Here is a 21,873-nt window from a genome sequence, read left to right as displayed (position 1 = left end):
CCCTACGGGTCACCATTATTTTCAAACTATATACTGAGATGAGAAACTCATTACTTCAAAAAAGAGTTGATTTTCATATCGAATTTATGGTAAGATCATAAATGTGTTGTTCGGAGGCTTAGCTCAGCTGGGAGAGCATCTGCCTTACAAGCAGAGGGTCGGGGGTTCGATCCCCTCAGCCTCCACCATATAATTTTTTAATGACGCGGGGTGGAGCAGCCCGGTAGCTCGTCGGGCTCATAACCCGAAGGCCGCAGGTTCAAATCCTGCCCCCGCAATTGTAACTTTCCTAACCGAAAGTGATCTGGAACCGTGGTGTAGTTGGCCTAACATGCCTGCCTGTCACGCAGGAGATCGCGGGTTCGAATCCCGTCGGTTCCGCCATTTAACTCTCAACATGAGGGAAGTTGTTCACTACATCTGCTGTATGGCACTGATGCCCTGGATAAAGTGTAGCGACTCAAGCTTAAACTTTATTATGGCTCGGTAGCTCAGTCGGTAGAGCAGAGGACTGAAAATCCTCGTGTCGGCGGTTCGATTCCGTCCCGAGCCACCTTGATAGAAAACTTAATATGCCGGTGTAGCTCAACTGGTAGAGCAACTGACTTGTAATCAGTAGGTTGGGGGTTCAAGTCCTCTCGCCGGCACCATGTAATCCTGGAGGATTAGCGAAGTGGCCAAACGCATCAGACTGTAAATCTGCTCCCGTACGGGTTCGGTGGTTCGAATCCATCATCCTCCACCAGTTTTAGGGGCATAGTTTAAAGGTAGAACAACGGTCTCCAAAACCGTTGGTGTGGGTTCAATTCCTGCTGCCCCTGCCAATTAATTTTTAATAGTAATTTCTATATGGCGATCGTGGCGAAGTGGTTAACGCACCGGTTTGTGGATCCGGCATTCGGGGGTTCAATTCCCCTCGATCGCCCCTTTGTTTTCTAATGGGGATTAGCCAAGCGGTAAGGCAACGGACTTTGACTCCGTCATGCATAGGTTCAAATCCTATATCCCCAGCCATTATGCGGAAGTGGCTCAGCGGTAGAGCATCGCCTTGCCAAGGCGAGGGTCGCGGGTTCGATTCCCGTCTTCCGCTCCATAATAAGGCGCCATAGCCAAGTGGTAAGGCACAGCTCTGCAAAAGCTTTATCCCCAGTTCGAATCTGGGTGGCGCCTCCAGCATATTTTTACTATATGCTACAATCAAATAAGCCGGCGTGGCGGAATGGCAGACGCGCTCGACTCAAAATCGAGTGGGAAACCGTGGAGGTTCGAGTCCTCTCGCCGGTATTTATGTAAAGAGTTCATTAGGGTTTATCTCTAGTGAACTCTTTTTGTATTGCGTTTTAATACTCTACAATACTCTACTCATGATTAAGTTGCGTGAGGGCTCTTTAAAATAAAAATTCAGGGATATCAAACCGATTAAGGAAATCATTCGTTTCTTATCATTGAATACATTTATGCGACAAATTTTTATTTTTAGGGAGGAAAGCAGTAATGAACAAATCAGCAAAATATGTATCCTTGCTTTTGGTATTGGGACTATGTTTAACATTGCCACAGTTGGCGGGTGCAGAAGCATCGGCTCACCATCACATGACGGGATCAACAGACAAAAAGGACTCAAAGCCATCGTCCAAACAAACGACGGGTTCTACAGCTAACAAAGCGGCCAAGCCAACCCAACCAACGAAACCGAAGAAATCAGCGTCTGCGACTGCAGATAAGAAAAAGTCTACAAAGAAGAAGAATGATACGTCGAAATCTTCTAAAGATACTAAAAAACCTGCGGTTACCCAAGTAGAGAAAAGCAAAACGTATGTAATTGAAATTTCTGATTTTGCATTTCAAACTGCTGATCTGAAGATCAAGGTCGGTGATCGTGTTGAATTTGTGAATAAGGATCAAGTTGAGCACTCCGTTGTTGCAGAAGACGATTCTTTCGATACAGGACTACTGGGCGAGGGAGAGAAGTCAGTGGTTACGTTTAAAAAGGCGGGCGAGATCAATTATCACTGTGGGCCTCATCCAAGTATGAAAGGGGTCATTAAAGTCCTCTCCAAGTAATCCTGTGATTGAAATTGCTCGATCTGACAGGAGAGGGGAAGACTTTTGAATGCAGGAGTATTCCGATTACCAGCTAATTCTGCTGATTAAACAAAAAAAGCAAGAAGCATTATCAGAACTATATGATCGTTATGCTTCTCTCATATACTCATTCGCCTGGAAGGCTCTTCAACAGGAGGACGGTGCCCGGGAAGTGGTGCAGTCTGTTTTTGTCAGGATATGGACAACAGAGGCTGAATTTGACCCCAACAAGGGTCATTGCAGGAACTGGATCATCACGATCACACGTCATATAGCTATCGATTGGCTACGTAAGCAACGAAGTATGTCGAGCCAGGCGGTGTCTTATTATACATCTGAGAAGCTGGAGAGAGTGGCAGAGCTTGCAGAACTATCGGTCGAAAGCCAAGTTGAAAAACAAATGTTGAAGGAGCAAATTAAAGGAATGCGTGCATTCTTGTCTCAGCAGCAACTCCAATTGCTCGAACATTTTTATTGGCAAGGATACAGCTTGAGTGAGTTAGCTTCGCACTATCAGGAGCCTTTGGGCACAGTTAAAAGCCGACTGCACCAGACACTGAAAATACTGCGTAAGCATTTGCTTGCGGGAGGGGAAGAGTGGTAATGTCGTCGTCAATAACCGTCTGCTCATACATGCTGGAATATTTATCGGATCCTTGCTCAGAGGAGGGCAAAGCTTTCGAAAGGCATCTTGCTGACTGTGCGTCATGTAAGCTTGAATTAGAGCAATTACGTCTAGGTTGGGAGGCGATTCCAACGCATACGGAGCAGGTGGAGTTGCCATCTGATTTAAAACAACAGGTGATGGAAGCGGCATGGGGGAAAAGCAACGAAATCTCTGCGCCAGATGTTGTACAACATAAAAGCAGTAGCAGATTCAAATGGCTTACGAAGCGCTATAATCCAAAAGTGAATCTTGTAGCAGCATCTGTACTTATCCTTCTTGGTGCCAGTTTGATAGGAAATGTAGTTTTAATTCAAGAGCGCATCGAACAATCTGTAACGTTGATGAATTCGAGGGATTTGCCGACCTCTGAAATACAAAAGGTTATGAAGTTGGAATCGCTCACCTCTGGAACGAGTTATGGAGTAGCTTGTATTGTAGGCACCGGCAAAGATCAGCAGTTTGTCGTCTACCTGTTCAACCCTCCACAGACGGAGAAGAACGAGGTTTATCAGGTATGGTTGAATAAGGATCAGGCGTACCATAACGCAGGCAAGCTAAAAATAGAAAATCAGATGAGGCTTGCTGTGCTCGCAATTCCTATGGGCAACCAGGCATGGAGCTATGATTCCATTGCAATTACGTTGGAGCCTGATTCTACGGGACTTGCTCCGCGTGGTCCACAGATATTTCGCTCAAGTTAAGAGGTTACAGCATGACACAGCTTTCTTTTTGCATACATGGCTGGACAACACTCCTCCATAGCTCAGACAAGCCGGAGAGAAGAGATTGTTGTAATTCTGCGTACTCAATGAGTGCCATAGTGTTAAAAAACAACACAGAAGAGGGCTTCACCCCCTTCTGTGTTGTTTTCACGTTTGAACATAAGTAACATAAAGGTTGACGTGTAATTTTATTCAGTATATTGTAGATATATTAAGTCTATAATGTGGAAGGACGTGAAGAAGCTGACGACTCAACCGAGTACAGCGAATGCAGAACTATTATTTGACCTTGGTGTGTGGGAAGAAGCGTGGAAGAACCGCCCGAGAAGTTCAAGATATAAGCAAAAAAGTGCCCCTTTTGATACAGAGGAAGCATTCGAACGTTGGGCCCGGAATTATCATGCTCAGTCGTTTACCGAGGAAGGCAAGAACCGCTCGGCACGCATTATGGGCTGGATTGAAAATCAGGGTGTAACATTTGAAGGAGCCTCGGTGCTGGATGTGGGTGCGGCCTCTGGTATATTTACAATTCCTTTTGCAGAAAAGGGAGCTACAGTCACTGCAGTTGAGCCTTCTGCGCTACTTGTCTCGTTAATGCAGGAAACCATTCCTGCTGAACTGGAAAATAACATCACGATTGTACCCGAGCGATTCGAAGAAATCTCTATACAGGATAAAGGCTGGGAGAAACAATATGATATCGTCTTTGCCTCGATGTGCCCCGCGATGTCTGATTGGGAAACGGTTGAGCAGGCCATTCACTGTGCCCGAAAGTATCTCTATGTCAGTACGATTGCCGGTGCCAAGGAGCATACACTGATGGATGAGCTCAGAACAGTGCTTGGCGTGGATGCTCCTTACAAGGCAGGGGACATGGCATACCTCCAGCAGTTGCTTTACCTTAAAGGATATTCATATACAATGATTATTACAAGAGAAGTGAATGATTTTGAGATTCAGGTAGAAGAATTGATTCAAAAGCTTCCTGAGTGGCTTCACACCTATGAAATGCCCACCGATGCGGTAGCGTTAAGTAAAGCTGAAACATATATTCGTGACACCTATACGAACGGCGTAATTCCCTTTTCTCGCGGAGCAAGATTTGGTAAAATGCTGATTCAGCTAGAACAAGCACATATGAAAACAGTGTCCGCAGCCCAAAAGTAGACATGAAAACAAACTTGAATGCATCTTCAAGGTTTAACAAATGCCCCCTCTTTCTGATGGAGTTCTAATCTATCCTTTGACAGCCCGCTCGGGGTGTCTTTTACGCTCCCGGTATCTACCGGGAGTCAACCCCTCCCATTTTCGAAAAGAACGGATAAAATTTTGCGGATTGGTATAGCGAAGACGTTCAGCGATTTCTTTTACCGTCCAATCTCTCTCGTCTAGCCATCTTTTGGCGATATTCAGTCGGTACCTCGTCAAATACTCACTAAATGAAGCCCCAGTTTCTTTACGGAAAACGCTACTTAAATAGTTAGCATTGTAATGAAGCCGCATTGCACATTCGTCCAGGGTTAGATCTTTGTCGTAATCTTGCTGGATTATGGCGATCACTTTCTCTGAAATGTGCTGAGATTGTGCCACCTGTCTTTCTTTAAAAATGTGGATGACAGGCATGATCACCTGATGGCTGAACCAATGCTCCACCTCAGTAGCGGATTGTAAAATATGCAGCTCTTGAAAAAGAGAACGGTGGCTCTGACTGATCTGTGCAAGTCGAATGCCATTGTCTTGTGCGAGCTTCAAGATATGTGTTAACAGCCGCATGAGGGCGTATTGATACTCTTCTGGAGTGCACTCCAGTGAAAATAAAGCCTCTAGCAGTTCAGTCAGCTGTTGGGTAGCAACAGTCTCGTCTGCTTGCTGAATAGATTGAAGCAACGAATACTCTATTGCCTCTGGATAGGTCATGGCCCATGCAGCTGAAGCCAAATCATGTTGCTTATATTGTACGATAATGCCTGTCCCAAGACGCATCCGATGTTTAAGCGCATCTATAGCTTCGTTGTATGCCTGTGGAATGTGACTCATGAATGGATGTGGCTGACTTAGACCGATACTGACCTTCAAATCCAAAACCTCACCGATCTGTTGCTGTAATCGTTCTGTTAATCTTGAGATATGCTCCGAGAACAGCAGTAGATCTCCCTCCGTACTGCCAATCACGGTTACAACATGTTGTTCCAACACGATAGGAAGTAGTTGCTGATCAGTCTGAAGCGTCTCTTCAAGCATGTTCTGGATGGCAAACAAGAGCAGAGCGCGATCTTCCATTCTATATTTAGAGTGGTTTATTAGTTCAGGCTGTAGTGCTACTACGGCAATTTGTTGCCACGTAGAAGGATGTTTAGCATATCCCTGTTCTCGTAATGTGCTGTGTAATGTTTTAAAGCTGGTTTTGCCTTGAAGTAACTGCATCATAGCGTAGGTGCGTATTTGGTTCTGATGCTGATTTAAAGTGGATTCCAGTTGAGAGTGTGCGTCAGATAACTGAGAAACGCCCAAGCGAATTTGTTCCAGTTCATCGGGCTTATTCACAGACTGATGTGGTACCACGGAATGCCCTTTGTGAATGATATTATCGCCTAATTGAGTAAGAATTCGTCTGATGGGCGCGAGCATTCGTTGAGAGCCCAGCCACGCGAGCAGCAGTGAAAGCAAGAGTATGGCCATACTGATATATAACGTATGGAATCCGATTTTAATATAGTCTTGAGTTAATGTATTCTCGGGAGAAATGAGAATATATGTCCACCCTTTTAATGTAGAAGGACTATAAGTTAACGAATAATCTGCATTGGCAAGTTGCACTTCACGCTCAGCATAGGCGTCAGAGTACATTACAGGTGGTAATGTCTGAATGAGTTCTCCGTTATCCCGATCAAGCAGGCCTATCGCAGACAAAGGTTGTCCAATATAGGATTCATTCGGATGGGCAATGACCTGTTGTTCCCGATTTATAATGATTAAACCGGCGGTTGAGGCTTCAGTTGTCGGAGATTGCGCCAGCGGATTCTGCATATAACATGCCGGAATTCCAGCAATCAATGCTGCATTGGACGATGCACTTGCATCGGGAATCGTTCTTGCGAGCGTAATGTGATAAATGCAGCCTTTACCTGTAAGACGTTGGCCTGAGATTCTCTGCTCGTCATCATCTTCGTTACTAAATATGGTTGAGGGCGCGAGTTGCCATCCCGAGGTCAGTGTATACGCAATTAGATCTTTCATGGGCAGTGATAACGGGAAGCGAGTGTTGGCATAAAAGCCAGCATGATTAATAAGCCAATCCTTGGATTGGTTGACCAAGATAATATCTAGCAGAGGTTCCCATGACTTCATATGCTGGAACTCTGTCTGCAGGTCGCCCGCTTGTAACTTGCTGACTCGCCCCAGTGAATTAGAGCCCGTAAGAGAACGAAGTGTAATCGGAGAGCGCACTGCTTGGTCCAGCATGTAACTGACCGTAGCGAGTTTGTGCTCTACATTGGACTGGATCTGTTCGAGAAGCTGTTGATTCGCTTGTGTCCGGTGCAGTTCTGTCTGGTTAGAAGAATAAATAAAAGCAGCAATTCCCGTGAGCAGAATTGGCACTGTACTTAACATAAGTCCGAAGATAATCATTTTATGGAGATAGCTTAGTGATCGCACGTGTCCACCCCTTGATGGAAAATATATTTCATTACTTCTTTATTTTAGTAAACGCTTTCAATTAGAACAATCTAATTTTTGTTTATTTGGATAAAAAAGTAATTTTGGAAACGAAAACGTATAATTCACGTACGTATAGAGATAACGGCTTTTTCATATTAGAAGGTGGGACTTCCGTGAGATGTTTCCGTTATAGGGGTAATAACAGGTATCCGGAGTGCGGTGTTTTGGTGAGAATGCCCCGAGTCCTGCCCGCAGACAGTCCAAGGTCCAAGCAGATCCCCGACCTGAGTCTAGGATCAAAAACCGTCCGCAGTCTGTTTTGAAAAGTTGCTGAATCCCCTAGAATAAGGACATAAGGTTAAACAAGAAACACGGAAACAAAAACAAGCAAGTTCTCAACAAACGGATTAAACGAGTCATTGAACAAATGCAGGGATTAGGCTAACAGCGATTAGGTTAAAGTTCAGAACAAAAAAAGTAAAATCGGGAAGGGCGGTGAACAACAATTATGAGAATGAACAAGGGAAATGGCTGGGCGATTGTATTGATTGTACTAGGTGCTCTGATTCTCTTCGGAAAGTTAACACCATTGCTTGGACATCTGATGGGTTACCTGATTCCGGTCTTGATGATTGCACTAGGGTACTACGGAATTAAAAGAGGAAATGTAACGCTCGGATGGATCGTTCTGATCATCGGTATCGTATCTCTGATGGGCAAACTGGCTTGGCTGATCGGGCCGATTATCGCAATCGGATTGATTATCTTCGGTATCTCGATGCTGAGCAACAATCGCAATTCACGTCGCCGTTATTAAAAATTTTCACGATAAAGTAAAAGGAGGGACAGAACATAATGAGTGTATTTCGTCGAATGCGGGATATCACCGTAGCTAGTCTGAACGAACATCTGGAGCAAAGTCAGGACCCGGTTAAACTGATTGATCAGTTCCTGGTCTCGACCCGCCAAGACATTGGAGAAGCCGAGAAGCTTCGACACCAGTATGCGAGTCATACAAGACAAATGAAACAGCAGGCAGATCAAGCCGCCGCTATGGTTAACAAACGAGAGGAACAGGCATCTATGGCTTTGAAAGCCGGAGAGGAACATCTCGCCAAGCTGGCTTTGCAAGAGAAAATTCTCCATGAGGAAAAAATGGATCAATACACTGAATTGTACACACAAAGCGCTGCTGCACTGCAGGAACTCGATGAACAGATCAATCAGTTGAAGGCAGAGTATCAGAATGTGTATAGCAAACGCCAATATTACTACGCTCGAATGCAAACCATTCAGTTGCAACAACGAATGAATCAACGTGGAAACTACAGTGGTCAAAACGTACCCGGTATGTTTAACAAGCTTGATGACCAAGTCTCCGATCTCGAATATGAGGCACAGAGTCTTCGGGAAATCCGGCGAATGGGTCAGGATGGTTCCGGCTTATCCGGTAACATGTCATCCTCTGCACTGGACAAAGAGCTGGAGCGCTTGAAGCAAAAGCTCAATAACGATAAAAAGGAGTAGTAAAATGAATAAATTATACCGCTCAACGCGTAACCGTATGCTGACAGGTTTGATCGGCGGCATATCTGAAAATCTAGGATTAAGTACCACGCTGCTACGGATCATTTTCTTCATCAGTATCTTCGCAACGGGTGGTACATCTCTATTCATCTACTTCATAGCAGCATTGGTTGTACCTAAGGAACCTAACTACGCAGATCCGTACGTATACGGTCCCGATCACAGTAGAGGTTACAAGTAAACGAAAGGAGCAAGCACATGAGCAAACTATACCGCTCAACGCGTGACCGAATGATGACCGGTCTAATCGGCGGCATATCCGAGGCAATTGGAATGGATTCTACGCTGCTACGGATCATCTTCGTCATCAGTATCTTCGCAACCGGGGGCACGACGTTGTTAATCTACTTCATCGCCGCTCTCGTCGTACCAAAAGAGCCTTTCCCGCCATATGATCCATATGGTTACGGCCCGGGTGCTGGCAGAGGGTATGGTGGTTATGACCATCAGCCTCCAAGAGATCCTTTTAACAGCAACCCTAATCAACCGGGTCCCGGCTTTGGTCCTGGTCCAGGATACAACAGCAGACCGCATTCCGGCCCGCGTTCTTATGACAACAACACTTATGGCGCAGGAAGCCAGCACGAAAGTGAACTGGATTCCATGATGAAAGATATTGAGAAGAAAGCACTGAAAAAAGAAGTTGAAGAGCTTCGCCAAAAATTATCTCGTTACGAGAAGGGAGAAAAGTAAAATGGGAGTATTTAAACGGATTAAGGATATGACGAAGGCATCTGTAAATGATATGTTGGATAAAGTGGAAGATCCGATTGTAATGTTGAACCAGTACTTGCGTGATATGGAGGCCGAAATTCATGAGGCTGAGGTGACTGTTGCTAAACAAATGGCTAACGAGCGCCGCATGAAGCAACGTCTGGATGAAGCAGAACGTACTTCGGTACAACGTGAGTCCCAAGCTGAAGCTGCTCTGTCGAATGGTCAGGAAGAAGTAGCACGCAAATTGCTGGAAGAGAAAATTTATTTTGATCAAAAAATTGAGGAATACCGCGATCTGCACGCTCAATCTGAAGCACAAGCGAAAGATCTGTTGCAACAGTTGCATGATATGAAAGATGAATTCTACAAAATGCGCAACAAACGTAATGAGCTTGTATCCCGTGCACAGATGGCTAAAGCTAAGAAACAAATGTCTTCGATCAACAGCTTGCATTCCATTGAGAGCGGAAGCGCATCCCTTGGATTCCACCGCATGGAAGAGAAAATCATGCAACTTGAAGCTGAAGCAGATGTAGCCCGTGCACCATACCGCAATACCGGAGCATCCTACACCAATCCGGTTGATCTGGAGAAACAATTCAAAGTAGATCAACAATTGCAGGCTCTGAAAAACAAAATGGGCAATGGTTCCAAGAACGAAGCGATCGATACTTCTAAAGAATAACTGTTCGCTTGCTGGACAATATGATATTCTATAGATCGTGTAGCCTATACGATTCGTAGAACAAAAGTTAAGCCATACAGGACTTCATTGCCTGCTATGGCTTTTCCGTCGAATGAAGAAAATCCAGATCGTAGATGAACTTACAGAGGAGGTGCGGCAGAAATGAGTAAAAAAAGTCACTGGATTGCAGTCATTATTATTGTGGTTGGTTTTCTCATGCTCTTTAACCGGAATATGAACCTGCTGACGGCTGCCGCACTTATTCTGTTAACGGTTGGAATGCTTCAGATTCGAAAAGGAGAAACCAAAAAAGGGTATCGTTATCTTGGTGTTGGTGCAGCCCTGCTATTGCTAGATAACTTGATGATTGTCTTTATAATTGTACTCGCTTCATTAGCTTATTTTTATTCCAAGAACAAAAAGATTCATCTGCATGATGATGTCATGAAAAAACAAAATTTTATGGCCCGTTATTACTGGGATCAGTCCTCCTGGAGGCTGCGCAGTATGAGCCTATGGCATGCCATAGGCGAGGTCAATGCGGATCTGTCCCTCTCTATTCCTGAGGAGAAGCAAACGATTGTGCTGTTGCAAGGCGTTATGGGCAATGTACGTCTAACGCTGCCTGAGGATTATGGGGTTGAGATTGAGGCATCGGTGCTGTTTGGCCGAATCAATCTGTTAGGCGAGCAAGATAGCGGCATGATGAATAAATTGGTATGGAGAACTCCTGGATATGAATCCAGTGAATATAAAGTGAAATTTATTATTTCGTATATTGTTGGCGACTTAAATATTCATAATCCGTAGTACTAAGAAATGGATGAGGAAAAGGAGGAGTCCCGGATGAAGGACAGAAAACATACCGATATGGTTACCCGAAGTATGCGTGAAGGGATCCTCCTTGTTTTCATTGTGTTTGCTGTTATTTTATATGTATTGTATACATATGGTTATCTGGCTCCGTTTGCAGGCTGGCGTCATCTTATTCAATCCGGGCTGGCTCTGTTGCTGCTTCTGATCGGAATCGGGGCGGTATTTGGATTTTATCAGAGTTACAGGGTGAAAAGGCGGCTAGAATTGTTAACGGAAACGTTGCTGCAATGGGAAAAGGGATCGCTCTCCCGCACCGTACCCGACCTCGGGCAGGATGATGTCGGCCGGCTTAGTGAACAACTGGGTCGCATCGGCAAAAAGTGGGAGGATCAGGTGTCATCCCTCCAGCGGTTGTCCACGAACAATGCACAGCTTGCCGAACAGGCCAGAATTACAGCCATTGTAGAGGAGAGACAGCGGCTTGCAAGGGAATTGCATGACGCGGTATCACAGCAGCTATTCGCGATCTCGATGACAGCAACGGCGGTAGGCCGGAAGATGGAGAAGGATTTTGAACGGGCACAGCGGCAGGTTGCCTTGATTGAAGAAATGGCTTCCGTGGCTCAGTCCGAGATGAGGGCTTTGTTGTTGCATCTTCGGCCAGTCTACCTGGAGGGAAAACAGTTGGAGCAAGGTTTGCGTGATCTGGTGATGGAACTGAAAACCAAAGTACCGATGGAGATCGTGCTGGAGATGGACGAAGATATTCATCTGGTCAAAGGGATTGAGAACCATTTATTCCGGATCGTGCAAGAAGCGATGTCGAATACGTTGCGTCACGCAAAAGCGGAGAAAATGGAGATCAGGTTACAGCGCCGAATGGATGCGGTTCGTGTACTGATTCGGGACGACGGGCAGGGCTTTGATCTGGATGAACAGAAGCAGGCCTCCTATGGTTTGGCGAATATGCGTGAACGGGTTACTGAGATTGGGGGAGCCATTCAATTTGTGACGGCACCTGGCAAAGGAACACGGATTGAGATTACCATCCCTTTGATGAACGATGAAAGCGAGGTAGAACATGTCAATGGAACCGGAAGTGGAAACGGAGACGGAAGCGTCGATCAGAGTGTTGCTCGTGGATGATCATGAGATGGTGCGTATAGGTCTTGCCGCGGTTCTGGATACGGAAGACGGCATTGAAGTCATCGGTGAAGCCGGAAGCGGAGAGGAAGGCATCAGGCTTGCCCAGGAGTATAAGCCGGACGTTGTGCTGATGGATCTTGTCATGGAAGGCATGGATGGCATCGAAGCGACACGTCAGGTGCTCAAAATGAACCCGGAATGCAAAGTTATTGTGCTGACCAGTTATCTGGACGATGAGAAAATGTATCCAGTCATTGAAGCAGGAGCTTTCAGCTATCTGCTGAAAACGTCCAGAGCCAATGAGGTAGCTGATGCGATTCGTGCTGCTGCCCGTGGGCAATCTGTTCTGGAGTCACAGGTAGCATCCAAGATGATGAATCGGTTCAGACAGCCGCAAGCGGCGGCACCTTTACATGAAGAGTTAACCGAACGGGAAATGGATGTTCTGCGTTTGCTGGCCCAGGGCAAGTCCAATCAGGATATTGCGGACGAATTGATCATCGGTATTAAGACGGTTAAGTTCCATGTAACCAACCTGCTGGCGAAGCTGGATGTGGATGACCGGACACAGGCCGCGATCTACGCCTATAAGAATGGATTAGCCGAGTAAGTTGATACGATAGCCAGGTAGCCGCAAGGTATGGGTCTGGAATGGAAATAAACAAAATTTTGAATTATTTCAGATGAAAGAATCAAGGTTGAATATAACAGAAAGCTCGTTCTGCCCTAAGGTGGTGGAGGGGCTTTTTTTTGTGCATCCATAGTGAGTTTCGTAAAAGGGTATAGGTCAAGCCGGAAGGGGGCATGCTGTTGATAGATTCATAGATTGGCAGAGCGAACGGAGGATTCACTTGGTGAAAAGTTGGATGAATATAGGGGTCATTGCCATAGCCATTATAATTTTAATCGGAGTTACACAGGTATATGCAACGAATGTAGAAGTAGAAAAGAAAGCTTCTGGTACCGAAGTGGCAGGACTGGAGCAACTGTTACATACAGCAGATGCAGTTATCAAACATGCAGATCAATGGGTGATCAAATGGCAAGTCGCAGGCCAAGGAGATGCTCGTACGCAAGCTGATAAGCTGGCCGCCGATCTGGGACTTGAAGCACCCGTTCAGGATGTTCAAACCGGACATATTGTATATCGAAGTGAAGGGAATGTTGGCGTGTCTGAATCTCCAATAGGGTTGCTGCTTAATGTGGCGAGTACAGAACAGGATGAATATTATGTGATCGTACAGTTGGCAGGAGGAGCAGAACTGGATCGGCAGGCATTGCTTGCTTCACATGAACAGGTGGGAGAGGTAATGAATAAACTCGGCTTGCAAGCAAGCTGGAATATGTCCGTGCAGGGCAAGTTAAGTAAGATGAGCAAGGGGAATGGCAATCCATCCACAATAGATATATCCAATATGGCTCAGGTTGGTGTGGAGAGAAAGGCCGGTGAACAGTTAGCGGCGCTGGAGGGCAAGCTCTCTGGTGAACTGGAAATGGTAGCAATTGAGCGTTATGAGGATGGAGCTACAGCCAGTGTTTCCTACCAGGTGTCAGAGTTACCGCTGGAGATTCAAAGCGGTGCACACCTATTAAATATGCAGCTTGCGGTACATCAAGTCAGTGGGCAGGATGATGCGCGTGTTACTGTCGGTTTTCCGGTGATCACGATTGAATATTAAGTGACGGAGGTAATGATATTGTAGCTGAATCCCGGCAGGCGATATGCTAAAATAGCATCACATCCAAGTTGGGACTTGCTGGTAATTGTCATTTAGTTTAATGAGATCGGCTGAACTGAACACTATTACATAGCTCGGGAAGCAGATTAGAAGATCTTCCCGGAGGAAAGAGGAGCCTATGGACAATAAACAGATGCAAAGTGAAGTACAGACACCAGGTGCAGTGTTTTTCATTTTTGGAGCAACGGGCGATCTGGCCCGCCGGAAGTTGTTTCCGGCCATCTACAGTTTATACCGTGAAGGCAAGCTTGCTGATGACTTTGCGGTTATTGGCGTAGCGCGCCGTCCGAGGTCACAGGAACAGTTCCGGGACGATCTGCTTGAATCTATCCAGGAGTTCTGCCGTTACCCGGCAGGGGATACGCAGGAGTGGAACGCTTTTGCCGAGCATTTCGAATATAAATCACTGGATATTAACAACGTGGACGGGTTCCGAGAACTGAGGGAGCAGACAGAACGACTGGAAGCTAAATTCAAAACACCGGGAAATCGGCTGTTCTATCTGGCACTGGCGCCTGAGTTGTTTGGCAGCGTGTCGTACAGTTTGAGAGATGGCGGCATGCTGGAGAGCAGCGGATGGAATCGTCTGGTGATTGAGAAGCCGTTTGGATATGATCTGCCTTCGGCGGAGAAGCTGAATGAACAGATCCGCGAGGTGTTTAAGGAAGAGGAAATCTATCGGATTGACCACTATCTGGGTAAGGAAATGGTGCAAAATATCGAGGTGATTCGCTTCGGGAACGCCTTCTTCGAACCGCTCTGGAACAATAAACACATCGCAAACGTTCAGATTACACTGGGGGAAACGGTGGGCGTTGAAGAGCGCGGTGGATATTATGATCATTCCGGCGCCTTGCGTGATATGGGTCAGAATCATATGTTGCAGATGCTGACGATGATTGCGATGGAAGCGCCAAGCCGTCTGTTCCCGGAGGATATCCGGGATGAGAAGGTGAAGGTGCTTCGATCCCTTCGCGAATTTACGTCGGATGAAGATGTGCGTAGCAACGTTGTACGTGCCCAGTATACGGAAGGAGAGTCCCGCGGCAAACAGCTTCCGGGCTACCGTCAGGAGGACAAGGTTGATCCGGAGTCCAATACGGAGACGTACTTTGCAGCACGTGTATTCGTTGATAACTTTCGCTGGGCCGGTGTGCCGTTCTACATTCGGACAGGCAAACGTCTACCGGTGAAAACAACGGAAATTGTGGTTGAGTTCAAATCGATGCCGAATAACGTATACCTCGGCAAAAAATATAAGCTGGAGCCGAATCTGCTCGTGATTCGGGTAAATCCGATGGAAGGCATTTATATCAAAATCAATGCCAAAAAGCCGGGCTCGGATTCCGAGATTCAGCCCCTGGCGATGGACTTCTGCCAGAGCTGCATGATCGGAATCAATTCGCCCGAGGCTTATGAGCGCCTGCTGCATGATGCAGCAGAAGGCGACTCCACGTACTTCACCCGCTGGGATGAAGTGGCGACCGCTTGGTCTTTTGTCGATCGGATCGCGGCCGCTTGGGGGCGTAATCAGGGTGAACTGCACACGTATCCGGCAGGAACGTGGGGTCCGGAGGCGACAGCCAAACTGCTGGAGCAGGATGGTTTCCACTGGTGGCCGGTGAACGGGCAGGATGAGGATAGCGTCATTTGGCATGTAAATGGTTAAGGGCACAAAGTAAGCGATAATGAGGTAAGGGAGCATAAGGAATTTCGTAAATCGGGGATAACCGACATCCTATAGGTGAGGTTGTCATTGGATTTTTCAGTTTGAAGAGGGCCTTGAAAAATGGCATGAAAATGCGGTTTTTCGGGCTTTTTTTCGTTGATAGTGAATCGAAATCACGGGCAAAGAAGTAGATCCTAAGAGATTTCACCAAAAGGAAATAAATAATTTAAATTAAGTTGTTGACAAAAAGTAAGTCGATAACTTATACTCAACACATGAGTTAAAGAGTTAAGCAAAAGACCTGCTGCGTTCGGGCAAACATCATACAGAAATCCGACACAGAGGAACATTCATGAGATAAAAGGTAAACCAGTTGAAGGGGTTTGCGGGCAGACAGTATCATGAAAAAATTTTCGCATAATATCTTTAATCTAAGAATACTATTTTGTATATATCGAATGGAGGAAAAGAGAATGATGTTGGATGTAGGATTGTTGTTGATTCGTTTGGTGATTGGTTTGTCGTTTATGGCGCATGGGGCACAGAAGCTGTTTGGATGGTTCGGGGGCTACGGAATCAAAGGTACTGGCGGCTGGTTTGAATCGATTGGCATGAAGCCGGGCGCACTGCTTGCTCTGCTGGCAGGACTTGCTGAATTCGGCGGGGGCTTGCTTCTGGCATTGGGTCTGCTGACACCGGTAGGCGGAATCCTGATCGCACTGACCATGGTGATTGCCATCGTTAAAGTACATGGTGCTAACGGTTACTGGTCTACACAGAACGGATTCGAGTATAACCTAGCCATCCTTGTGGTGGGCGTAGCTCTGGCTCTGACAGGCGGCGGGCAATATGCGCTGGATGCACTGATTTTCTAAAATCGAATGATCTGTAAGACATGAGAAGAACCTGGATGCCAGTTACATGGCGGAAGGGTTCTTTTTTTGCGAAGAAAAGTGTTGAATTGATGGAACGTAATCGGTTATTTTCGGTACAGATTATGGTACAATAGGAGAGTTGAATTGAGAACGAGGGAAAAAGCATGAATGGAAGCACTGATCTGAAAGGATGAACTCCATTGTAAATGTGTAAAATGAATTTATCGTGTACCTCTGTTGATGAGGATGACATGCAAGTTTATAATCCAGCGGTTTAGCCGGGTGGCATAAAGTTTGAGATTTTACAATTAAGTTTGAAAGTTTACAAAGAGAATCTATGGATGACCGGCGCTGGCCGGATTAACGTGAATGAACGGATGAAAGGGATAGACGCTATGAGCAAAGCTGCAAATAACATTCTTCAAAAGGAAGTGGACAAACGTCGCACGTTTGCCATTATCTCTCACCCCGATGCGGGTAAAACGACATTGACCGAGAAGCTGCTTTTGTTCGGAGGCGCGATTCGTCTTGCGGGAACGGTTAAAGCCCGGAAAGCAAGCAAACACGCGACAAGTGACTGGATGGAAATCGAGAAACAGCGGGGGATCTCGGTTACGTCCTCTGTCATGCAGTTCGATTATCTGGATCATCGGGTTAATATTTTGGATACTCCAGGTCACCAAGACTTCAGTGAAGACACGTATCGTACGCTGACCGCTGCCGACAGCGCGGTAATGTTGATTGACGTGGCAAAAGGTGTCGAGGCACAGACGATTAAATTGTTCCAAGTGTGTGCGAAGCGTGGCATTCCGATCTTTACGTTTATCAACAAGCTCGACCGTGAGGGACAAAGTCCGTTTGACCTGATGGAAGAACTGGAAAACGTATTGGGTATTCGCTCCGTGCCTATGAACTGGCCGATCGGTACGGGCCGTGATCTGTGCGGTGTGTACGACCGGATGAAAAATCAGGTGGAGCTGTTCCAAGGCGACGATCATTCGACGATCAAAGTACAAAAAGTCGATGGATATAAAGATCCGATTATCCGCGAGATGGCGGGTGAGTACCTTCATGATCAGCTATGTCAGGAGCTAGAGCTTTTGGATGTAGCAGGTGACCCGTTTGATATGGAAAAGGTACAGAAGGGTGAACTTACTCCAATTTTCTTCGGTAGTGCCATCAACAATTTCGGTGTGCAGACGTTCCTCGAGAACTTCCTGGAGCTGGCTCCGAAGCCGGAACCGCGCCGCAGTACCGCAGGCGAGATTGAACCAACGAATGAGAAGTTCTCTGGTTATGTATTCAAAATTCAGGCGAATATGAACCCTGCGCACCGCGACCGGATCGCTTTCTTGCGGATTGTATCAGGTAAATTCGAGCGCGGCATGAGCGTGAAGCATAATCGTGTAGGCAAAGAAATCAAGCTGTCCCAGCCGCAGCAATTCCTGGCACAGGATCGGGATATTGTCGAAGAGGCTTATGCAGGCGACATCATCGGTCTGTTCGATCCGGGCATCTTCCGGATTGGAGATTCGCTGAGTCAGGGCAGTGAAGTGGTATTTGATGAATTGCCAACGTTCTCGCCAGAGATTTTTGCCAAAGTAACGGTTAAAAATGCCCTGAAACACAAGCAGTATCAAAAAGGGATCGATCAGCTTACGGAGGAAGGTACGATTCAGGTATTTAACACGGTAAGCTTTGATGAGACCATTCTGGGCGTAGTCGGTCAGCTCCAGTTCGAGGTATTCGAATACCGAATGAAGGGTGAATACGGGGTAGATGTGCAGTTGCAACGGATGCAGTATCAGTTTGCCCGCTGGATCGTGGACGAGAACTTAGACCCGAGTAAATTCCGGATTAACTCTGCCCTGGTAAAAGATAAAAAAGGAAACTATGTTGTACTCTTCGAGAATGAGTATGCGATGAGAACGGCGATCGATAAAAATCCGACAGCGAAGTTCCTTGAAACTGCGCCTTAATGTTCCTGATATAATGAAATCCCTCCGCCGATTGGTGGAGGGATTTCTTGTTTTACCCTTACCTATAGGCAGCATTTATCCTGCCGGGTTAGGAGAGTTTTTTTTGCAGACAGAACAAACGGTTTGATGGTTCCCTTCACCCGCCAGTGCTTCGATTATCGAAGCGGTTGAACGGGAATGGTGTGCAGATGCTCCTGCGCGATCTGAATCAGTTCCTCCTGCTTGGCAGGCTCTGTGTTCTTCCAGATCATTTCGAAAATGGCCCCAAGTCCAGGCAACGCTGCTTCGGGTCCGTCTACTGAACCTTCGATCATCTCCCGGAGCTGGTCATCACTTTTGTCATGAACCTTATGAACAATCGCTTCACGCAGGCTTAAAGTAATGGGCATCGCAATTCCCTCCTCGGTTTATTCGGCTGCTGTATTACTGTTCCCTGTGAAGGGTGAGCGCATTCAAGTTTTTCCGTCTTTGTGGTATACTACGAAGGATTATTTACGTTGGCATCGTACCAGAACGGGTACGTCTTGCCGTAATGCAGCGGGAGGTTAAATACCCTGATGGCGAAGAAACAATATGCTGTAATCGGTATGGGGCGATTCGGATCAAGTATAGCGAATGCACTGAGCGGCATGGGATTTGACGTGCTGGCGATTGATGCGAACGAGCAGCGGACGCAGGAAATGTCCAATGTGGTAACCCATGCGGTATCGGCAGACTCAACGGATGAAGAAGCGCTACGAGCGCTGGGCATACGTAATTTTGATGTTGTCGTTGTAGCGATTGGCGAAGATATACAGGCGAGTATTTTGACTACTTTGATATTGAAGGATATGGGTGTGCCCGTACTGATTGTAAAAGCTCAGAATGAATTACATGGCAAGGTGCTGCAGAAGATTGGTGCGGACAAAGTGATTTACCCGGAGCGGGATATGGGTCTGCGTGTAGCGCATCACTTAACGTCCCCTAACATTCTGGACTATATTGAATTATCCGAGGATTACAGCATTTTGGAGATGAAGGCGTCTGAGCAGATGATTGGCAAAAACCTGCTGGAGCTGAACATTCGGGCACGATTTGGCTGTAACGTCATGGCGATTAAAAGCGGGGGTTCGATGAACATTTCTCCTTATGCCGAGGATCGGATCGCAGATGGAGATGTGCTGGTTATTGTCGGGCACAAGGATCATCTGACCAAGCTGGAGCTGGCCTATCCGAAGTGATTAAGGAATAATAGTGAGCCCGAAAATGGGAAGGATGGAACGATGGATATTGTATCACCGCAAAATACACGTGTAAAAGAGTGGGCTCAGTTGCTGGAGAAAAAGCATCGAACCCGTCAACATAAATATATAATTGAGGGCATTCATCTCGTACAGGAAGCATTACGCGCCGGAGCTGATCTGGAGTGTATCGTGTACGACGGTGAGCAGGGAGTGCCTGCAGAGCTGACTGGACTGGAGAATCCATTGAAGCGAGTCGAGTGGGTCAGTGTGTCTCCTGCCGTGATCGCCAAATGTACGGATACGATGACCCCTCAGCCGGTATTTGCCATTGTACGAAAAAGCAAAGAGCCACTGCAAAGTCTGATTGCAGAGCCGCAAGGGTTGGTGGTTGTGCTGGACAATGTGCAAGATCCCGGAAATGTGGGCACGATCATTCGCAGTGCGGATGCTGCCGGAGCGGCAGGTGTCGTTCTTGGCGCTGGTTGTGCGGATGTGTATAATCCCAAGACGATTCGATCAACGATGGGCTCTTTGTTCCATTTGCCCATTGTGGAGGGAGAACTACAGTCGTTGCTTCCTGAAGCAAAAGCGGCGGGTGTGAGGCTGGTTAGCACCTCTTTGCAGGCAGAGCATTCGTGCTACAGTTATGATTTTACCCAGCCGGCGTGGCTAGTCATTGGCAATGAAGGCAAGGGCATCTCGGACACCACGGCACAGCTCGTTGATGACGCAATTACGATTCCTATGCAAGGACAGGCAGAGTCGCTTAACGCGGCTATGGCAGCAACGATATTGTTGTTCGAGGCGATGCGGCAACGGATGTTTAGTATGTAATAAAACGCAAAAACTACAGGTTGTGTAAAACATCTGTCATCTTATGCATAAGACGTTTTAGTTCTGAAGATCAAGAATCTCTCGATCTTCAGAACTTTTTTTATTTAGTTCACATTATTTTTCTTTAGTAATTTTTCGTTTATGTGTAATCGGAAGGACTGAAAAAAAGTGGTAAGGTATTTTATGATAGTGCTTTTGGGAATATATTCAATTTGATTATATAAGAGGAATAAAATTTTCAAATTACATTTTATTATACTGATATCTATATATTCAAATAATTACCTTGGATAAAAGTTGAAAAAAAATAACTATATGTTATCATATGAATAGTACTATTTTACTATATATTTCAAAGGAATGTGTTTTATGAGGAAAATGGAACTAATCTGTATTCCATATGCCGGAGGTTCAGTGACTTTATATGAAAAATGGAGGAAATCACTTAATCCTGAGGTGGAATTATGTCTGATTGAGCTTGCAGGGAGAGGAACTAGGAGTCATGAAGCCTTATATCGAAATTTGCATGAGGCTGTTGATGATATATACGCACGTATGCATGAAAGATTCAATATTAAGGAAACACCTTTTGCTTTATTGTTATAGTATGGGCAGCTTAATCGCATATGAACTTGCACACAAAATTAAAGATTTACTGGGACTAAATCCTCATCATATTTTCTTTGCCGCCAAGCAACCCCCAGATTACACAAGCAACAATAAAATTTTGCATACATTACCGATACCAGCGTTAGTAAATGAGCTTATGGCAATGGGAGGGACGCCCTCTGAAATATTTCAAGACCCCATGCTAAAGGAATATTTCCTTCCAATTATAAAATCAGATCTCAGAATAACGGAAAATTACCGCTACATACGTCGTGAGAGTAAGTTGGATTGTGATTTTACTATTATAGATGGGATATATGATTATATGCTGAAGTCGCCAATAGGAGGGTGGCAAAATCATTGATGGCAGGAAAGCATGATGTTTCTAAAAAGCCAGAAAGTAGATACCGGTATCGAAATTGGGCCTAAAAAAGTATTGTACAACCTTCTTGTTAACCATATGAAGGAAATCAATCCCTATTCATTCGAACGTGACTTGAGTGAATTAATTCGAATGACAGACACATTACCGAAATGGGAACAGAGGGACTTGGGCAATAAGTTGCAATCAGATAAGGATTTTCTATCAGCCTGCATTACTATGGCAGTTAGTTCTCGTAACCAGAATTGGGACAAAGATGAATTTTCTACTGGTGTAATAGAGCCCATTATAGGCATGAAACAAAGGTATGATGAACTTCACGGAGAACGGGGCATGCTTAGTAAGGGCGAAAAGAATGAGATAATAGATCGTTTGAAAAGCATACTGGCGGTAAAAGGGTTATCAGATCAGATGATCCATATAATAATTGCAAAGTTCGATTCCCATTCCAATTAAGAAGTGGAATAAGTTTACTATT

General features: G+C 45.8%; 21 protein-coding genes, 12 tRNA genes and 1 pseudogene. 32 read left to right on the top strand and 2 right to left on the bottom strand.

The features are described 5' to 3' along the window. The first annotated feature begins 112 nt into the window (after positions 1 to 112). From Q9R46_RS24905 to Q9R46_RS24830, 16 genes are all read left to right on the top strand, one after another. Positions 113 to 188: transfer RNA gene (locus tag Q9R46_RS24905), tRNA-Val, on the top strand. A gap of 16 nt (positions 189 to 204) precedes the next feature. Continuing rightward, positions 205 to 278, top strand: a tRNA-Met gene (locus tag Q9R46_RS24900). 28 nt (positions 279 to 306) lie between these two features. After that, positions 307 to 384 (top strand) — tRNA-Asp (locus Q9R46_RS24895). Positions 385 to 480: 96 nt separating this feature from the next. After that, positions 481 to 553, top strand: a tRNA-Phe gene (locus Q9R46_RS24890). Positions 554 to 574: 21 nt separating this feature from the next. Continuing rightward, positions 575 to 650: transfer RNA gene (locus Q9R46_RS24885), tRNA-Thr, on the top strand. A 9-nt stretch (positions 651 to 659) separates the two neighbouring features. Beyond that, positions 660 to 745: transfer RNA gene (locus Q9R46_RS24880), tRNA-Tyr, on the top strand. Between the two features lie 5 nt (positions 746 to 750). After that, positions 751 to 824: transfer RNA gene (locus tag Q9R46_RS24875), tRNA-Trp, on the top strand. A gap of 28 nt (positions 825 to 852) precedes the next feature. Continuing rightward, a tRNA-His gene (locus Q9R46_RS24870) sits at positions 853 to 925 on the top strand. Positions 926 to 939: 14 nt separating this feature from the next. Then, positions 940 to 1,014 (top strand) — tRNA-Gln (locus tag Q9R46_RS24865). A 4-nt stretch (positions 1,015 to 1,018) separates the two neighbouring features. After that, positions 1,019 to 1,093, top strand: a tRNA-Gly gene (locus Q9R46_RS24860). A 6-nt stretch (positions 1,094 to 1,099) separates the two neighbouring features. Beyond that, a tRNA-Cys gene (locus tag Q9R46_RS24855) sits at positions 1,100 to 1,173 on the top strand. 32 nt (positions 1,174 to 1,205) lie between these two features. Further along, positions 1,206 to 1,284, top strand: a tRNA-Leu gene (locus tag Q9R46_RS24850). 210 nt (positions 1,285 to 1,494) lie between these two features. After that, the gene (locus Q9R46_RS24845; protein ID WP_311282171.1) at positions 1,495 to 2,064 is read left to right on the top strand and encodes a plastocyanin/azurin family copper-binding protein; all 570 of its coding nucleotides are present in this window, start codon (positions 1,495 to 1,497) and stop codon (positions 2,062 to 2,064) included. Between the two features lie 49 nt (positions 2,065 to 2,113). Continuing rightward, positions 2,114 to 2,689, top strand: coding sequence for an RNA polymerase sigma factor (locus tag Q9R46_RS24840; RefSeq protein ID WP_311282169.1), 576 nt, complete (start codon positions 2,114 to 2,116; stop codon positions 2,687 to 2,689). Continuing rightward, positions 2,689 to 3,453 (top strand): anti-sigma factor domain-containing protein, encoded by a 765-nt coding sequence (locus Q9R46_RS24835; RefSeq protein ID WP_311282168.1) that lies wholly within the window; start codon positions 2,689 to 2,691, stop codon positions 3,451 to 3,453. Before Q9R46_RS24840 ends, Q9R46_RS24835 begins: the two co-directional genes overlap by 1 nt. A gap of 255 nt (positions 3,454 to 3,708) precedes the next feature. Continuing rightward, positions 3,709 to 4,641 carry a class I SAM-dependent methyltransferase gene (locus Q9R46_RS24830; RefSeq protein WP_311282167.1) on the top strand — a complete coding sequence of 311 codons (933 nt, stop codon included), beginning with the start codon at positions 3,709 to 3,711 and terminating at the stop codon, positions 4,639 to 4,641. A 69-nt stretch (positions 4,642 to 4,710) separates the two neighbouring features. On the opposite strand, the gene Q9R46_RS24825 is transcribed toward Q9R46_RS24830, so the two are convergent. After that, the gene (locus tag Q9R46_RS24825) at positions 4,711 to 7,131 is read right to left on the bottom strand and encodes a helix-turn-helix domain-containing protein (RefSeq protein ID WP_311282166.1); all 2,421 of its coding nucleotides are present in this window, start codon (positions 7,129 to 7,131) and stop codon (positions 4,711 to 4,713) included. A gap of 511 nt (positions 7,132 to 7,642) precedes the next feature. Between Q9R46_RS24825 and Q9R46_RS24820 the strand changes: the two genes are divergently transcribed. From Q9R46_RS24820 to Q9R46_RS24765, 12 genes are all read left to right on the top strand, one after another. Further along, a complete protein-coding gene (locus tag Q9R46_RS24820; RefSeq protein ID WP_090919712.1) occupies positions 7,643 to 7,951 on the top strand; it encodes a LiaF transmembrane domain-containing protein in 309 nt (102 codons plus the stop codon). 38 nt (positions 7,952 to 7,989) lie between these two features. After that, entirely contained in the window at positions 7,990 to 8,661 is a 672-nt protein-coding gene (locus Q9R46_RS24815) for a PspA/IM30 family protein (protein ID WP_123064746.1), read from the top strand. A 4-nt stretch (positions 8,662 to 8,665) separates the two neighbouring features. Further along, entirely contained in the window at positions 8,666 to 8,902 is a 237-nt protein-coding gene (locus Q9R46_RS24810; protein ID WP_090919706.1) for a PspC domain-containing protein, read from the top strand. Positions 8,903 to 8,919: 17 nt separating this feature from the next. Further along, the gene (locus Q9R46_RS24805) at positions 8,920 to 9,414 is read left to right on the top strand and encodes a PspC domain-containing protein (RefSeq protein WP_154891096.1); all 495 of its coding nucleotides are present in this window, start codon (positions 8,920 to 8,922) and stop codon (positions 9,412 to 9,414) included. A 1-nt stretch (position 9,415) separates the two neighbouring features. Next, positions 9,416 to 10,123 carry a PspA/IM30 family protein gene (locus tag Q9R46_RS24800; RefSeq protein WP_311282165.1) on the top strand — a complete coding sequence of 236 codons (708 nt, stop codon included), beginning with the start codon at positions 9,416 to 9,418 and terminating at the stop codon, positions 10,121 to 10,123. A 162-nt stretch (positions 10,124 to 10,285) separates the two neighbouring features. After that, positions 10,286 to 10,933 carry a cell wall-active antibiotics response protein LiaF gene (liaF, locus tag Q9R46_RS24795; protein WP_311282164.1) on the top strand — a complete coding sequence of 216 codons (648 nt, stop codon included), beginning with the start codon at positions 10,286 to 10,288 and terminating at the stop codon, positions 10,931 to 10,933. Positions 10,934 to 10,969: 36 nt separating this feature from the next. Continuing rightward, positions 10,970 to 12,085: a sensor histidine kinase gene (locus Q9R46_RS24790; RefSeq protein ID WP_311282163.1), complete on the top strand. Its 1,116-nt coding sequence runs from the start codon at positions 10,970 to 10,972 to the stop codon at positions 12,083 to 12,085. Beyond that, positions 12,027 to 12,695: a response regulator transcription factor gene (locus Q9R46_RS24785; RefSeq protein ID WP_311282176.1), complete on the top strand. Its 669-nt coding sequence runs from the start codon at positions 12,027 to 12,029 to the stop codon at positions 12,693 to 12,695. Before Q9R46_RS24790 ends, Q9R46_RS24785 begins: the two co-directional genes overlap by 59 nt. Before the next feature lie 244 nt (positions 12,696 to 12,939). Then, complete coding sequence (locus Q9R46_RS24780; RefSeq protein ID WP_311282175.1) at positions 12,940 to 13,764, top strand: YwmB family TATA-box binding protein; 825 nt, start codon at positions 12,940 to 12,942, stop codon at positions 13,762 to 13,764. A 178-nt stretch (positions 13,765 to 13,942) separates the two neighbouring features. Further along, a complete protein-coding gene (gene zwf / locus Q9R46_RS24775) occupies positions 13,943 to 15,493 on the top strand; it encodes a glucose-6-phosphate dehydrogenase (RefSeq protein WP_311282162.1) in 1,551 nt (516 codons plus the stop codon). A 476-nt stretch (positions 15,494 to 15,969) separates the two neighbouring features. Further along, on the top strand, positions 15,970 to 16,368 hold the full coding sequence (locus Q9R46_RS24770) for a DoxX family protein (protein WP_145336346.1): 399 nt from the start codon (positions 15,970 to 15,972) through the stop codon (positions 16,366 to 16,368). A 395-nt stretch (positions 16,369 to 16,763) separates the two neighbouring features. Then, positions 16,764 to 18,347: a peptide chain release factor 3 gene (locus Q9R46_RS24765; protein ID WP_311282174.1), complete on the top strand. Its 1,584-nt coding sequence runs from the start codon at positions 16,764 to 16,766 to the stop codon at positions 18,345 to 18,347. Between the two features lie 155 nt (positions 18,348 to 18,502). Here Q9R46_RS24765 and sspI read toward each other — a convergent pair whose 3' ends face one another. Further along, a complete protein-coding gene (gene sspI, locus Q9R46_RS24760) occupies positions 18,503 to 18,736 on the bottom strand; it encodes a small acid-soluble spore protein SspI (RefSeq protein WP_036673259.1) in 234 nt (77 codons plus the stop codon). A gap of 168 nt (positions 18,737 to 18,904) precedes the next feature. Between sspI and Q9R46_RS24755 the strand changes: the two genes are divergently transcribed. From Q9R46_RS24755 to Q9R46_RS24740, 4 genes and pseudogenes are all read left to right on the top strand, one after another. Beyond that, on the top strand, positions 18,905 to 19,567 hold the full coding sequence (locus Q9R46_RS24755; RefSeq protein ID WP_145336262.1) for a potassium channel family protein: 663 nt from the start codon (positions 18,905 to 18,907) through the stop codon (positions 19,565 to 19,567). Between the two features lie 42 nt (positions 19,568 to 19,609). Further along, entirely contained in the window at positions 19,610 to 20,404 is a 795-nt protein-coding gene (locus Q9R46_RS24750) for a TrmH family RNA methyltransferase (protein ID WP_311282161.1), read from the top strand. Between the two features lie 360 nt (positions 20,405 to 20,764). Further along, a pseudogene (locus Q9R46_RS24745) lies at positions 20,765 to 21,377 on the top strand (thioesterase II family protein). A 12-nt stretch (positions 21,378 to 21,389) separates the two neighbouring features. Next, positions 21,390 to 21,851 carry a hypothetical protein gene (locus tag Q9R46_RS24740; protein WP_311282159.1) on the top strand — a complete coding sequence of 154 codons (462 nt, stop codon included), beginning with the start codon at positions 21,390 to 21,392 and terminating at the stop codon, positions 21,849 to 21,851. The last annotated feature ends 22 nt before the right edge of the window (positions 21,852 to 21,873 follow it).

The organism is Paenibacillus sp. RRE4, assembly GCF_031844205.1.
Taxonomy (GTDB): Bacteria; Bacillota; Bacilli; order Paenibacillales; family Paenibacillaceae; genus Paenibacillus; species Paenibacillus xylanexedens_B.
This window is presented reverse-complemented; position numbering and strand designations above follow the sequence as displayed.

Coding starts and splice junctions, on each gene's coding strand:
- Q9R46_RS24845 (WP_311282171.1), top strand. CDS start 1,495: ATGAACAAATCAGCAAAATATGTATCCTTGCTTTTGGTATTGGGACTA.
- Q9R46_RS24840 (WP_311282169.1), top strand. CDS start 2,114: ATGCAGGAGTATTCCGATTACCAGCTAATTCTGCTGATTAAACAAAAA.
- Q9R46_RS24835 (WP_311282168.1), top strand. CDS start 2,689: ATGTCGTCGTCAATAACCGTCTGCTCATACATGCTGGAATATTTATCG.
- Q9R46_RS24820 (WP_090919712.1), top strand. CDS start 7,643: ATGAGAATGAACAAGGGAAATGGCTGGGCGATTGTATTGATTGTACTA.
- Q9R46_RS24815 (WP_123064746.1), top strand. CDS start 7,990: ATGAGTGTATTTCGTCGAATGCGGGATATCACCGTAGCTAGTCTGAAC.
- Q9R46_RS24810 (WP_090919706.1), top strand. CDS start 8,666: ATGAATAAATTATACCGCTCAACGCGTAACCGTATGCTGACAGGTTTG.
- Q9R46_RS24805 (WP_154891096.1), top strand. CDS start 8,920: ATGAGCAAACTATACCGCTCAACGCGTGACCGAATGATGACCGGTCTA.
- Q9R46_RS24800 (WP_311282165.1), top strand. CDS start 9,416: ATGGGAGTATTTAAACGGATTAAGGATATGACGAAGGCATCTGTAAAT.
- liaF (WP_311282164.1), top strand. CDS start 10,286: ATGAGTAAAAAAAGTCACTGGATTGCAGTCATTATTATTGTGGTTGGT.
- Q9R46_RS24790 (WP_311282163.1), top strand. CDS start 10,970: ATGAAGGACAGAAAACATACCGATATGGTTACCCGAAGTATGCGTGAA.
- Q9R46_RS24785 (WP_311282176.1), top strand. CDS start 12,027: ATGGAACCGGAAGTGGAAACGGAGACGGAAGCGTCGATCAGAGTGTTG.
- zwf (WP_311282162.1), top strand. CDS start 13,943: ATGGACAATAAACAGATGCAAAGTGAAGTACAGACACCAGGTGCAGTG.
- Q9R46_RS24770 (WP_145336346.1), top strand. CDS start 15,970: ATGTTGGATGTAGGATTGTTGTTGATTCGTTTGGTGATTGGTTTGTCG.
- Q9R46_RS24765 (WP_311282174.1), top strand. CDS start 16,764: ATGAGCAAAGCTGCAAATAACATTCTTCAAAAGGAAGTGGACAAACGT.
- sspI (WP_036673259.1), bottom strand. CDS start 18,736: ATGCCCATTACTTTAAGCCTGCGTGAAGCGATTGTTCATAAGGTTCAT.
- Q9R46_RS24755 (WP_145336262.1), top strand. CDS start 18,905: ATGGCGAAGAAACAATATGCTGTAATCGGTATGGGGCGATTCGGATCA.
- Q9R46_RS24750 (WP_311282161.1), top strand. CDS start 19,610: ATGGATATTGTATCACCGCAAAATACACGTGTAAAAGAGTGGGCTCAG.
- Q9R46_RS24740 (WP_311282159.1), top strand. CDS start 21,390: ATGATGTTTCTAAAAAGCCAGAAAGTAGATACCGGTATCGAAATTGGG.